Origin of the sequence: Chryseobacterium shigense, from assembly GCF_900156575.1 — a bacterium.
Taxonomy (GTDB): domain Bacteria; phylum Bacteroidota; class Bacteroidia; order Flavobacteriales; family Weeksellaceae; genus Chryseobacterium; species Chryseobacterium shigense.
This window is the reverse complement of the sequence record NZ_FTNY01000001.1, coordinates 1,127,769-1,141,510: the sequence shown is the minus strand read 5'-3', so window position 1 is coordinate 1,141,510 and position 13,742 is coordinate 1,127,769. Positions and strand designations below refer to the sequence as shown.

At 39.2% G+C, this 13,742-nt stretch carries 9 protein-coding genes; 4 read left to right on the top strand and 5 right to left on the bottom strand.

The features are described from left to right. Positions 1-101 precede the first annotated feature (101 nt). The gene (purE, locus tag BW964_RS05070; RefSeq protein ID WP_076505215.1) at positions 102-605 is read left to right on the top strand and encodes a 5-(carboxyamino)imidazole ribonucleotide mutase; all 504 of its coding nucleotides are present in this window, start codon (positions 102-104) and stop codon (positions 603-605) included. 80 nt (positions 606-685) lie between these two features. Here the strand turns inward: purE and yiaA are convergent, their stop codons facing one another. After that, positions 686-1,078, bottom strand: coding sequence for an inner membrane protein YiaA (gene yiaA, locus BW964_RS05065; RefSeq protein WP_034728978.1), 393 nt, complete (start codon positions 1,076-1,078; stop codon positions 686-688). A 363-nt stretch (positions 1,079-1,441) separates the two neighbouring features. Next, positions 1,442-2,755, bottom strand: coding sequence for an adenosylhomocysteinase (gene ahcY, locus BW964_RS05060; RefSeq protein ID WP_076505214.1), 1,314 nt, complete (start codon positions 2,753-2,755; stop codon positions 1,442-1,444). A gap of 167 nt (positions 2,756-2,922) precedes the next feature. Between ahcY and BW964_RS05055 the strand changes: the two genes are divergently transcribed. Then, on the top strand, positions 2,923-3,453 hold the full coding sequence (locus BW964_RS05055) for a HugZ family pyridoxamine 5'-phosphate oxidase (RefSeq protein ID WP_076505212.1): 531 nt from the start codon (positions 2,923-2,925) through the stop codon (positions 3,451-3,453). A gap of 188 nt (positions 3,454-3,641) precedes the next feature. After that, positions 3,642-4,256, top strand: coding sequence for a 4'-phosphopantetheinyl transferase family protein (locus BW964_RS05050; RefSeq protein ID WP_076505210.1), 615 nt, complete (start codon positions 3,642-3,644; stop codon positions 4,254-4,256). Here BW964_RS05050 and BW964_RS05045 read toward each other — a convergent pair. The 3 genes from BW964_RS05045 to porU all read right to left on the bottom strand — a co-directional run bounded on the left by BW964_RS05045 (position 4,237) and on the right by porU (position 11,947). Further along, entirely contained in the window at positions 4,237-6,501 is a 2,265-nt protein-coding gene (locus BW964_RS05045) for an FUSC family protein (protein WP_076505209.1), read from the bottom strand. The genes BW964_RS05050 and BW964_RS05045 overlap by 20 nt on opposite strands. A 322-nt stretch (positions 6,502-6,823) precedes the next feature. Next, on the bottom strand, positions 6,824-7,987 hold the full coding sequence (porV, locus tag BW964_RS05040) for a type IX secretion system outer membrane channel protein PorV (protein WP_073332910.1): 1,164 nt from the start codon (positions 7,985-7,987) through the stop codon (positions 6,824-6,826). A gap of 60 nt (positions 7,988-8,047) precedes the next feature. After that, complete coding sequence (porU, locus tag BW964_RS05035) at positions 8,048-11,947, bottom strand: type IX secretion system sortase PorU (protein WP_076505207.1); 3,900 nt, start codon at positions 11,945-11,947, stop codon at positions 8,048-8,050. Positions 11,948-12,111: 164 nt separating this feature from the next. Between porU and gldJ the strand changes: the two genes are divergently transcribed. Continuing rightward, positions 12,112-13,713, top strand: a complete 1,602-nt coding sequence (gldJ, locus tag BW964_RS05030) for a gliding motility lipoprotein GldJ (protein ID WP_076505206.1) — start codon at positions 12,112-12,114, stop codon at positions 13,711-13,713. Positions 13,714-13,742 lie beyond the last annotated feature (29 nt).

The following is a 13,742-nucleotide window of genomic DNA, read 5'->3' as shown; positions in this document are numbered from 1 at the left end:
CAAAGAAGGAATGACGTTTTCTATATTCAGGAATCAATTGAGCAGTCATTTTAAAAAAAGACTTTTATTCTTTATCTTTGAAGATCTAATAAAAATTGAAGATGGTAGGAATTATTATGGGCAGCCAGAGCGATCTGCCGATCATGGAACAGGCTGCGAATTTTTTGAAAAGCCTCGATATTCCATACGAACTGACAGTAGTTTCGGCGCACAGAACACCGGAAAGAATGTTCGATTATGCTAAAACAGCAAAGGAAAGAGGCCTTAAAGTGATCATCGCCGGTGCTGGTGGTGCTGCACACCTTCCGGGAATGGTAGCCAGCTGTACCACGTTGCCTGTTATCGGGGTTCCTATTTTGTCAAGCAATTCTATTGACGGTTGGGATTCTGTATTGTCTATCCTTCAGATGCCGGGGGGAATTCCGGTGGCAACGGTAGCTTTAAACGGAGCTTTGAATGCAGGAATTCTGGCCGCTAAAATTTTGGGAACCGGAGATCAGAAGATTGCTGAGGACCTTCAGATATATCAGGATGCTTTGAAAGATAAAGTCCTGGGAACAGTGGATGATATTAAAGCTCAACATCCCAATCGATACGATCAGTAAAAATCAATCATACATTGCCCCGTTACCCGTAACGGGGTATTTTATAATAAAAAACGCTCCAATAGTGAAGCGTTGTTGTTTTATTCCTGGGCCATATTGTCCCGTGTATTTTTCTGAACGGAGATCGCTCCGAAAAGGGCGAGAAGAAAGGCAAATGCATAAAATCCTTTTTCACTTGGAAGGATGGTGGCATTCCATAGTCCGATAGCCAGAAGAACAATGGAAGAAAGCGTGGCAAACCAGCAGATCCCATAATAAATATCCGTTACCGGAATATTTTCCAAACGGTCACGGACAGCTTTTTGCAGAGAAACTACGGCAAAAAGGCCATAAAGAAGGATGGTAAAGTAATATCCTTTTTCGTTCAACAGCATTTCAGCCCTTGCGAGACCTACGATGAAGCCTATCATTCCTGCTCCCAATGCTACCCAAGACGCGGCTACGAATGCATTCGATACTCTTTGCTTTTTCATTAATTATATGTTTTATTTGAGGGGCTAAATATATTCATTTTTTCCAGACTTAGTGGTCATAGTAGAAAAATATGGGTAAAATACGGAGAAAAGGGTAAGGGAGAATTCACTAGCCCCGATAGCAATGGTTAATCCACAGCATGCGGTAGATTCAGCGGGGGTGCTACTTTAACCAGGCTATCGTCACCACTGCTATAGCTTGTAAAAATGGGAGCTGAGCCCATCAAACCCACAAGGAAATACTTTTTAATCATTATTCTTTGATCTTCAAAAGTAAGAATGACTTATTGAGTGTAGAAATATTGGAACAAAAAAAATCCCATTATTCAACATAATGGGATTGTATATAGATTGAAATAAATCTTAGTATCTGTAGTACTCAGGCTTGAATGGTCCTTTTGCGTCTACACCAATATATTCAGCTTGTTCCGGAGAAAGAGTTTCCAGTTCAACGCTTAATTTTTTAAGGTGTAAAGCAGCTACTTTTTCATCTAAATGCTTTGGAAGCATATACACTTCGTTTCCGTACGCTGCAGAGTTGTTCCACAATTCGATCTGAGCCAAAGTTTGGTTAGAGAAAGAGTTAGACATTACAAAACTTGGGTGTCCTGTTGCACAACCCAGGTTAACAAGTCTACCTTCAGCAAGGATGATTACTTCTTTACCTTCTATGGTATAGATATCTACTTGAGGCTTCACTTCAGATTTCGTCTGACCGTAGTTTTTGTTTAACCAAGCCATATCGATTTCATTATCGAAGTGACCGATGTTACAAACGATGGCTTTATCTTTCATTTTAAGGAAATGCTCTCCTCTTACAATATTGAAGTTACCGGTAGTCGTGATTACGATATCTGCGTTGTCTACCACAGTATCCAATCTTTTTACTTCGTAACCGTCCATTGCAGCCTGAAGCGCACAGATCGGATCAATCTCAGTAACGGTAACGATAGAACCCGCTCCTCTGAAAGAAGCTGCAGTACCTTTACCTACGTCTCCGTATCCGCAAACGACCACTCTTTTTCCAGCCAACATAACATCTGTCGCTCTTCTTACAGCATCTACTGCAGATTCTTTACATCCATATTTGTTGTCGAATTTAGATTTAGTCACTGAATCATTGACATTGATAGCAGGCATTACTAAAGTTCCGTTTTTCATTCTTTCGTACAGTCTGTGTACTCCTGTCGTGGTTTCTTCAGAAAGACCTTTGATATCTTTTGTGAATTCAGGATATTTATCGAAAACCATGTTCGTTAAATCTCCACCATCATCCAAAATCATGTTTAATGGTTTTCTGTCTTCACCGAAGAATAAAGTCTGCTCAATACACCAGTCAAAATCTTCTTCGTTCAGGCCTTTCCAGGCGTAAACCGGAATTCCTGCAGCAGCAATAGCAGCAGCAGCATGATCCTGTGTAGAGAAAATATTACAAGAAGACCAGGTAACTTCAGCTCCTAAAGCCACCAATGTCTCGATAAGCACAGCCGTTTGGATGGTCATGTGAAGACATCCGGCGATTCTTGCCCCTTTCAATGGCTGAGATGGTCCGTATTCTTCACGGATAGACATCAAACCTGGCATTTCTGCTTCAGCAAGGGTAATTTCTTTTCTTCCCCATTCTGCTAGGGAGATGTCCTTCACTTTGTAAGGAACGTATTGTGTTGTAGTACTCATATGTAATGAATAAGTTTAAATTCAGTTGATAACGAAATGCAAAATTACAATTAATAATTTAGATAAAAAAACGGCAGATCCGGTCAGTTTTATGAGATTATACATTACTTAAAATTATTTAGTCTTAATCTAAATAACTACTTTTGTTAAGATAAAATTTTTACACTATGAATCATACCAATGCTCAGGATGAGGCCGGCAGAAAAGCAAAACCTGTTGCCCCAAAAGTAAAAGAACTGATAGACCGCACCAAAAGTGTGATTTTGGCTACTGTAGATGCAGAGGGAATTCCCAACTCAAGTTATGCTCCTTTTGTACAGGTGAATACTACCTTATATATATTGGTCTCTTTTATGGCAAAACATACAAAGAACCTTGCCGACGGAAGAAAAACGTCTGTGATGTTCATTGAGGATGAATCTGCTACAAAACAGATCTACGCCCGTGAACGTTTAACCATTGAGGCAGCAGCTTCTCAGGTTGAAAGAGATTCCGAAATCTGGAATACCGTCATTACCAAGCTAAAAGAAAACCATGGAAAAGTAGTGGATGTCATCGCTGAAATGCAGGATTTCATCCTTATTGCTTTACAACCTGTAAAAGGTTCTTATGTGAACGGATTTGGAAGTGCTTATTTTGTTGATCAAAATCTTGATATTCTTGAGCATAGAAATGATGTGAATCATCAGCCGAAATAGATCACGTTGGACAGAAAAGTGGAGCGGGAGATAAATGTTGACAGGGTTGAGGTAAAGAAAATAGTATTTTTTCACCTAAGCTTCTTTTTAATCATAAATTAAAAGCTTTTTTATGAACGGACAGTAACTTCCATCTTCTCGCTTCCAACTTCCACATCTTTTTACTACTTTTATCGAATAAAAAAACAATGCCCCTTTACCGAGATTTTTCAGATGACCATGCCACCATCCTTGTATGGAAATATGATGAAAGCGAAGAACTGGATATCAACGAACTTCTGGAACCTGAAAATGCCGAAAAAGTAAAAGACTATCATCCCAAAAAACTTCAGGAAGTATTGATGGTCCGTAAGCTTCTAAAGACTCTGAAACCTCATTCTAAAATTCTATATAAAGAAAGAGAACCTTTTCTGTCTCCTAAAGATGCAGAAATCTCTATTACCCATTCATTTCCTTTTGCCGCCATAGCCGTCTCTAAAAACAAAATAGGAATCGATATTGAGAAATTCAATCCCAAAATTTTAAGGGTGATCGATAAATTTACCTACGAAAATGAAAGAGGATTCATTCCTGAAGATAACGCGGCTGCTTTCTATACTATTATTTGGAGTGTAAAGGAAAGCATGTACAAAATTCATCATTCAAAATACTGGTCTCTGAAAAAAAATTATGAAGTGAAGCCCTTTGAGCTTAAACATCTTCATAAGATAAGCTGCAGGGTTTATGATGAACAGTTTTCAGACGAGTTCAAGGCGAGAGTAGAATTTTTCGATGAATATTGCTTTACGATTGTGGAGGAATAGGATGCTCTTCACTTCTGTATTTTTCTATCACTTTTTTCTGTTCTTTGGCCACATCATAGATCAGCTCCAGAATATCATGGATATTTTTAAGTTCCGTTAAATATGAAATTTTATCTGGATCTCTCCGGTCGACAAGATCACTTTCCCCGATCTCGTTCTTTCTTTTCAGAAGCATATCCTCTATGGAAGAATCTTCAGGTTCCAGACGGCTTTCCATTTTTAAAGCCTCATTGATCTCGTCTCCGTGTAACAGGACAGAGGTTTGCTGCATTTCTGCTCCGATTTTTCTGCTCCAGCTTTCAGCATCTATTTCAGGATACTTTTCGTCGTTTTTGGAGTATTGGGAAAGAGAAGCGGTATAGGCAGTGATCAGGTGTGAAGTCGCCACAAACTGATGAACCACCTCCAGTTTTTTCTGCTGATTTTTGGGTTCGGAGATCATTCTTTGGAAATTATCCGAAAGGTTAGCCAGCGAAATAATCGCATTTTTCCGTTTCATTTTATAGTCTTCAATGTCAAAGTCGCCTTCCAGGAATTTTGAAATGACACTCTCAAAATAGATGAGGTTGTCTGCCGCAGACTTTTGCATCAGATCCAGATTTTGAGTATGCTCCCATACAGGCAGCACAAGATAAGAGACGGTAGAGGCAATCACTCCGGCAATCAATGTATCGAGGATTCTGTCTTTGAAAATCACATCTACATTTCCGGGATTTAAAAAATTAAAACTCAGAAATACATAAATCGTCATAAAAAGAACAGCCCAAAAGTAGCGCCCTTTTAGAAAACTGAAGCACATGATCATGCTCAAGAGAAGAATGGTAAACAATATGGCATTGATATGGATAAAATGCAGAATAGTGTAGGCTATAACTGCTCCTGCAATGGTTCCGTATAAACGGAGAAGGTTTCTCTTTTTGGTAATAGAGTAGGCCGGTTTCAATATCGCCGTAATGGTGATCAGAATCCAGTAGGTATGACCAAGGCCCAGAAGATCAAACATGGAAAAGATATATCCCACCAGTAAGGCCGTCGTGATTCTAATGGCATGTCTGAATTGAGATGATGAAAGTGAAATGTTGTTCTTTAAAACTTTGATGTTAAGCTTCTCTTCATTAGGCATGAATTTTTTTAAATCCAGGCCTGTAGAAAGACTTTTCGCCAGTTTTACGTTTTGGGAAAATACTTTATAGATCTCATTAATCTCCTTTGTGATCTCATTGATACGCATTAAAATCTGACGAAGAACCATGAAATTTTCAAGATTATCCGGATTCATCTGTTTATTGCGGAGTTCGAAATAATGAGAATTCAGATTTTTCAGTTCAAGCTCCAGATCAAATAGAGGTTTGGCTCTCGTTCCAATCTGAAGCGAGATTCCGATATTGGTAATTTCTTCCGCAAGGAGATTGAGGTAATCATGGATATTAACCAGGATCATGCTGTCTTCAAAACTCTGTTGCAATTTCTGATAGTCGCTTTCAGAGGTCATCAGCTTTTCATGAAGGTCCATCGAATTCAGGAACATCAACATGAGCAGCCGGCTGGTTGTGGTAGATTCATTAACGATGGTCCTCGTCTTGAAAACGGTTTCGCGGGTTTCTTCCTGAAGGTTTTTGATTCCGACCTGTTTGGCTATCACCTGGATCGTCAGCCTGTCAAAGTCTGGGTTTTTCTGGTAATAATTCGCTTTTATTTTTAAGAATTCTGCGAGCTGGAGATAATTTTCGCCAATCATCTGTCCCGCCAGTTTATAAGGCTGGATGGTCGTAACCACAAGGAATATCAGCAGGAACCAGATGCATCCGGATGCAAAGATCAGCAAACTTTTAAGGATGTTCCCTCCCGTAAGATGCCCATCGATAAAGATGGCCAATACAACAAGAGATAATGAGCCCACGGCAGCAAGTCTCTGTCCGTACACTCCGATCAGGGAGAAAAACATTCCGAAAGCAATGATCTCGAGCAGGACCAGAATTTTAAAATTCATCACAAGGCTGGCAATCAACGCTACGAAGACAAAGCAAAAAATAGCAAAGGTCAGTGCATTTCTCCTTCTGATAAAAGGTCCGGGCTGGTCACATAAGGCTACAAAGCTGGTTCCGAGAGGAAAGAGAAAGTATTCTTTCAGGATTCCAAAGTGGGCAAGGACTAAGCAGGGCAGAACAGTGGCCAGCGTAATTCTGATGGCAGAATATACATACTGACTGGTCACAAATTTTTTGAGTTCTGCTGAATAGTTCATAACTACAAAATTAATTATTGAAAACAAGAAAAGCCTTATAAAAACAAGACTTTTGCAAACTTAAATATTATATTTCCGTAATAATTTGCCAATTGTCAATTGGGAGAGTTGTCTTGTGACGAATTGAGTAGGAAGGTTGTCCTGTTTTAGGTTGAGAATAAACGGTGAATTTTGCTTTGCAGGTGAATAGTCAATCTTTGTCAAGCGGTTATAAAATTCACGGCGAAGCCAATTGACCGCGAAGCTTATTCACCATTCACTCGTCACCATTCACAAAAAAAGCCCCATAAAAATGAGGCTTTTGATTCAGAGTATAAATATCTTAATAATCTACATTAGATGTTTCTTCACCAATGTTCCAGGTAAGACCGAAACGAAGGGTGTTATCCAAAGCAGTATTGATTTTTGACATATTGATCAGGTAAGAAATATCAAGTCCGAAAGAACGGTATTTCAATCCGATACCTGCTGTAGCGAACTGTCTTGCTCCCTGCTCTTCGCTTTCGTGGAAGTAACCTGTTCTTACTGCAAATGCATTGTCATAAGAATATTCTAAAGCACCACTGTACATGATACTGTTTTTATTTTTGAAAGATTTTCCAATACCAGCGATAGGTCCCACATTAGGAATCTCATATCTAGGCTGTCTTGTATTAGGATCTATTCCTACGTATTCTGATCCCGGAACCAAGATTTTTGAACCTTCTACACTTAGTCCGATCTTGTTCATATCATCTAAATACATATCATATCCAAGTCCTAATCTTGCCATTGTAGGCAGATAAGATCTTGATTCTTCATTTCCTGTATAGTCTAATTTCGGACCCAGGTTCTGAACTGCGAAACCAGCGTTCACTTTTCCGTCATACCCTCCGAAACTTGAAAATCTAGGAGAAGTATAGTATCCTGAAACGTCTACTGCAAAAGAGTTCGCAGCTTTAAGAGTAGTATCTGTGTTGAAACCTCCGGCCAAATCAGAACGAATGAATCTACCGGTAACGGCCATTGAGTAAGAATCAGAAAGTTTCAGACCGTACGCAACGTCGATGGAGAATTCATTAGGTTTCGATGTACCCATCGATGTTACCTCTGAACCTACTAACTGAGTAAGGTCTACTTCACCCATGTTGAAATAATAGATACTCGCAGAGATGGTAGATCTTTCTTCCTGTCCTAAGAATTTATGGAACGCACCGTATAGTAAAAATACATCATTGGTAAGTTTTCCCATATAAGGTGTATAGTTAAGACCTATGGAAGAACTTGTTCTGCTAAAAGGATATTTAGCCGCATTCCAGAATTGTGAAAATGCATCCGGAGAGGTTACTACCCCCTGGTCTCCCATACCTCCAGCTCTTGCATCGGGTGCAATTCTTAAAAACGGAGCTCCGGTCAATACTGGATTTATTTTACTTAAATCTTGCGAATAGCCTAAAAAACCAGCACTTAAACCAAATCCCAAAAGCAGTTTAGTAGTTAAATTCATATGTTGTCTTTTATATATTATCAGTTTTTTATAAATATTGTTATCTATGTATTATTTAATTTATTTCAAAAGTACCATTTTTTCTACAGCTGTGGCACTTCCTTTGCATTTTTCTTGGTTTTGACTTTTTGCAAATATCTTAAAAATATACGTACCTTTTGCAACAGTTGCCCCAAAATCGTCTCTTCCGTCCCATTCTATTGCCTGACGCGGCGTTCTAAAGCCCTGTAGAAAGGGTTCTGCGACTACCGGCTGAGATAATGTTCTTACTAATTTTCCTGTTATCGTATAAATTTGAACATTCACATCCAGAATATCATCGCAGTTATGCTCAAACTGGACGTACGTTTTATTGGTAAATGGATTCGGCCAGTTCAGCGGTCTGTTGATGATCAGATGCTGATCAGCTTCATCCTTAACTTCAAAGTTTAACGTAGCAGTTGTCGAATTATTGTTTATGTCCCAAACTTTAAATGTCAGCTGGTGTTGTCCTATCGCAAGGTTCCTGAAAGGATAGGTTACATTCCCCTTCTGGTAGTCGGCAAGACTAGGGCTTAAACATCCGTTTCCTTCGCCGGAAGCAAAGAAATCATTCAGCACTACCGTATTGATGATCTGGCCATCAAGATAAACCGTAATATCGTGACCAATACCGGATCCGGTAGAGTTGATTCCCGTATCGTCAGTGACACACGCTAAAAGCATCGGATTCTGATTTGTAATTCCACCATCAGCAAAATTTGTATTATTCATATACAATCTTACTTTTGGAGGCTCATTATCATTAATTCCGTTAGGATTAATATCTCCTACCTGTACAGCCTGATTGTTAAATACATCTGTTCCTTTATTGTCAGCGTATCCTAATATTCTTCCTTGTCCTACGGCATAGTTAATATCCTTCGGAACATAGAATTCTACATTGAATACTCCGTTTACAGCAGTTCCTGAAGCTTTAACGATCGCACTTCCTTCTTCTGTGTATTCCATAACTGGAGATAATACTCCGTCGTTATTCAGGGTCTTTTTGTTTAATCTCTTATCAAAAATATTGATAGAAACCCTTCCGTTAAACGTTGTGTTAAGCGTTCCGTTAGGATTGTTAATGTGTCCTTTTACTTTAATGAAATCCAAACCTCTGATCAATCCCGGAACCGGTGAGTCGATCCCATCGATGACAAGCTGTCTCTGAGGTCTGCTAAGTTTCATAGCGGGATCTCCAAGGAAATTAACCTTCAGGTGGTCAATGTTGGCGCCTTTTTGTTTTTTAGCATTTAAATGGGCGTACCCTAAAGTTTCAAAGTCATCATTGACAAGCTTAAAGATATTCTTGGTATAAGTATCGGTAAAAAGGCGACCGTAATCTACCCCGATAGCACGGCTTGAAGTAATCATCGCAGCAGCGCCTCCTTGCTTCAATTTAATGAATTGTTCTCCTGCTGAAGAAGTACCCGGCTCATCCCATAATGTAAATTCACACGTAATGGTAGATACAAATGGAAATCTGCTGTAAACATTCGAGAAGTTATTGGAATTCTGGATCTCCGTACTCGTTAATACTCTTTCCTGAGCCCATCCGTTAATACCTCCATGTCCGAAATAGAATAAATAAAGACTGTTTCCGATATCATTTGAGATGGCCTGAGTGACCTGAGGGAATCTTTGTCCCGCTGCCGTACTTTGTGCAGGGAAAGCATCCAGGTATAGTTTTCTTACATTATATTCTTTCAGATCCACCTGTCCAGGTTGTTCAAAAATACTTGACAGCGTATTATTCATTACTTCATGGAAAGGACTTCCGCCATCTTTATCATCATCCACTACAAAGTCAACCTTCATACGCCATTCTCCGAAAGGAGTAGACTGTCCCGGTAAAGCATTGTAATACGCGAGTGTCTTGTTCATCATATCTCCCGCTTCTGTTACAGTAGCCGCCGGAATTCTTCCGACAGGTACATCAGGCAGGTTGTTTTCAATGAACTCTGTGGTCTGTGGCTGGGTCATTACAATATAGTCATCCGTTACGAAAGATCCTACAAAATCTGCAGAATTCTCTCCCTGATAACTGGTCACAATATTGGAATTGCCGGAGATTCTGTTTTTATAATCATAGGAGGCATCTCCCAAAATAAATACATATTTAAGCCTCGAACTGTTGTTCAGTTTTGTTACAAAATCTCTGATGGCAGTAAGGTCTCTGCTTCCGCTTCCAAATTCGTTATAAATTTTAGTGGCATCTACGATTTCTACTGTATAGTTATTTTTCGTCTGGTGATAGCTGGCCAGTCTTTGCGCTTGTCCCATCATTTCAGGAACAGTAATAATCAGATAATCTACATTCTGCAATGCAGAAAGATTCTGGTTGGCAATTCTTTCCACAAACTGCGGATTGAAGGCAGCATCAGCGCGGAAAGCAACGAATTCATTATTAAAATTGGGATCAGAGGTAAGGTAGCCGAAATTGAAATTGCCTGCTCCTGCTTTATTCACCCTTCTGTTGGCATTCGTAATATCCGTTACATCCCACACCTGTTCAAGATTGGTCGCATTAGATATTCCAAAGCCATAATTGGTATTGGATCCGCTGGTAAGCGAGAAATCTCTGAAACTCATTTGTGAGCCGTTGAAGGTGAGATTTTCTTTATACTGTACCTCCACATAATCCATATGGAAAGCTCCGTTTGGATTTAAAGAAATATTGGGAGCATAATTAAAGGTGATCTGATTTCCATTCAGATTGGATATGGTACCATCATACTTCAGCTGGTAAAAATCGTAGGCATACGTTGCAGTATTGGCTGGAACATCCCTTACCACAGGATTTAGATTATTAATCTTGAATTCAACCGTGTTTTTCTGAGACCGGTAGCCAATTACCTGAGTTCTGTATTTGATGACATCACCAGACTGTATAGGGGAGTTGGTTGTAAAAGTAACCGTCTTGTCTGTTGTAAACGGTGCGTCTTCTACCCAGATTCGCCCTACTTTTAAAAGATTCTTCTGGTCGTTGTTGATCACCTGATAATTATCATACCGGGTAATTAAATTGCCTGCCGGAAGATTGGCATCCACAGGCTGTACTCTTTTACCGGCTCCTTTGTCGAAATTGATAAAATAGTATGAAAAATCTTCGTAGATATTTTTGAGATTGTTGCTTTGGTCGGTTCTTGTGTCTATTCTTTTAAAACCACTTCCATTAGATTTATCATAAAGATTATATCCGTTGGGTCCCTGAGCATAGAACAGGGCATAGTCTCCGTCATTCCATACCCCATCTTCTTCACCGACCACCTGGATGGCATTTTCCTGAAGAGCACTGTATCTGGTATCCTGATTGTGCTCAGGAAGCATGACCCCTCCGTTTCCATAAATTCTGAAATTTTTCGGATTTACAGAAGCCGGATTAATCCCGTTATCTTTTAAAAACTGTGTTGTAATTTTAAATACTCCGGACCGGTCTACTTTAATTTTATAAAATCCGCCGGCAGAAAGAGGGTTTGCTGTACTTCCCACTTTATTGGCATTTCCGGATCTGAAATTGTTGGGTGCTGAGGTTTCAGAAATATTAAATGAGGAAAGTCTTTGCACACGTCCCTTTACATTTTTAAATAAAGAGACACTGATGCTTGCATACCTTTCTCCTTCTATAGTATAATAGGCAATATCTGCAACGTCATAATCGGGCAGCCTTCCCTTATCCAGGTCATAGAGATCTCTATTGGAAACACTTTCCCAGGCAAGGTCCGAAACTTTCAGTTGCTTTTCTCCTATTTTTTGCTTGGTGATGATAAAAACATTATTTTGGCTGAACGAAAAACCCTCATTTTTGAAATTTGGAAGATTTAATTTTGTGTCACCGAAATCCTGAATTTTAGAGCCTTCCCATTCTATGGCTTTTCTTTGGGCCCAAAGTGCTGATACAAAAGAGAATAGTAATAAAAAGGTGATTTTTTGTTTCATGTTTATTATTAAAATTTCTGAATTACAAATAAAATGAAAATTTTAGAATTAAATTGTGATACAATAAAATTAATTTGTTAACGTTTTTCAAAAAAATCAAATGTTTACTTGATTTATTGAATAATTTATTTTTTCTTTGTACTTTGAAAATATTTATATCGACTATGAAAAAACTAAAGTTGTTTTCATTAATAGCATTAAGTTCTACACTTGCATTAACCAGCTGTGGCGGATCAGGTACCAGCAAAGGAGGCGGTACTAAAAAGTTTGTCAGCAAGACGGGTTGGAAACCAAACGAAAAACAAGGTTGGTTTTTTGCAGGAAAGCAACAAAAGCAGAAGGGGTGGCCAGGAATGGTATATGTAGAAGGTGGAACTTTTACAATGGGATTAGTGAAAGATGATGTTATGCATGATTGGAATAATACACCTCGCAGAATGCAGGTAAGTTCATTCTTTATCGGAGAAACAGAAATTACTAACTACGAATACCGCGAATACCTTACATGGTTGAAGTATGTATTCCCTCCAAGTGACCCTAGCTTTAAAGAGATCTATAACGGCGCCTTGCCAGATACTCTGCTTTGGGATAATAAACTTGCTAGAAACGATTATAATGAAACTTATCTGCGTTCGCCAGAATTCGATTACTACCCGGTAGTAGGAGTTTCCTGGACTCAGGCCAACAGATATTGTGAATGGCTTACAGACAGAGCTAATGAAAAAGCTTTGATGCAGGCAGGAGTTATTGCTAAAGATTTGTACATCAACGAATCCAATAACCAGGGAGGAACAGCATTTAATATGGATAAATTCAAATCGAATGATCCGGAAATGCAAGGATATATCAACGAGAAAAGAATGCAGCAAAAATCTGGGATGAAGACTACCAACCAGAGATTACTTTCTGCAAACAGAGCACCAAACTCTTCAATGGTTCAGAAGTTCAGACTTCCTACCGAAGTAGAATGGGAATATGCAGCTCTTGGTATGGCTAAGAACAGAGAATACAATCAATACCTTGGTAAAAAACCTGAAATCGAAAGATTAAGAGGAACCAAAGGAAAAGATAAAGGAATGTTCCTTGAAAACTTCAAAATGGGTACAGGGGATTATTCAGGTATCGCAGGATGGAAAAATGACGGAGCAGCACAAACTGCAGACGTAAGACAATATCCATCTAATGATCTTGGGATTTATGGGATGTACGGAAACGTTTCAGAATGGACGGCTGACGTATACAGACCTATCATTGATGAAGATTTCAGCGACTTCAATTACTATAGAGGAAATATGCCTCAGGCTGTTGTAAGAAACGGAGACGGAACTTACAAAATGATCGACGAAGGAACTATCAAGTATGATACGTTAGCCGACGGAAGATTAGTGTACAGAGGACTTCCTGGACAGTTTGAAAGAGAAACTATCGCAGACTACAGAAACTACAGAGATGGGGACAGACAGTCTTCTTTAGAGTACTACAGAACTTCAGACTCAGCTGCTGCATACGATATGTATAATTCTCCTCAAAAGAGATTTATAGTAGATGCAGGAGGAAGAGTTAAACTTCAGAAAGATACCAAAGACAGAACATCAGCAATGTCTAACGACGTAAGAGTTGTAAAAGGTGGTTCTTGGCAGGATACAGCATATTGGCTGGATCCGGGACAAAGAAGATACAAAAACCAAGGTAAAGCTTATGGATGGATTGGTTTCCGTGTTGCACAGGATGCCAGAGCTAATGATAAGGGCAGAACTAGAAGATAATATTATCAAAATACTTATAAAAAACCTTC

Coding starts and splice junctions, on each gene's coding strand:
- purE (WP_076505215.1), top strand. CDS start 102: ATGGTAGGAATTATTATGGGCAGCCAGAGCGATCTGCCGATCATGGAA.
- yiaA (WP_034728978.1), bottom strand. CDS start 1,078: ATGAAAAAGCAAAGAGTATCGAATGCATTCGTAGCCGCGTCTTGGGTA.
- ahcY (WP_076505214.1), bottom strand. CDS start 2,755: ATGAGTACTACAACACAATACGTTCCTTACAAAGTGAAGGACATCTCC.
- BW964_RS05055 (WP_076505212.1), top strand. CDS start 2,923: ATGAATCATACCAATGCTCAGGATGAGGCCGGCAGAAAAGCAAAACCT.
- BW964_RS05050 (WP_076505210.1), top strand. CDS start 3,642: ATGCCCCTTTACCGAGATTTTTCAGATGACCATGCCACCATCCTTGTA.
- BW964_RS05045 (WP_076505209.1), bottom strand. CDS start 6,501: ATGAACTATTCAGCAGAACTCAAAAAATTTGTGACCAGTCAGTATGTA.
- porV (WP_073332910.1), bottom strand. CDS start 7,987: ATGAATTTAACTACTAAACTGCTTTTGGGATTTGGTTTAAGTGCTGGT.
- porU (WP_076505207.1), bottom strand. CDS start 11,947: ATGAAACAAAAAATCACCTTTTTATTACTATTCTCTTTTGTATCAGCA.
- gldJ (WP_076505206.1), top strand. CDS start 12,112: ATGAAAAAACTAAAGTTGTTTTCATTAATAGCATTAAGTTCTACACTT.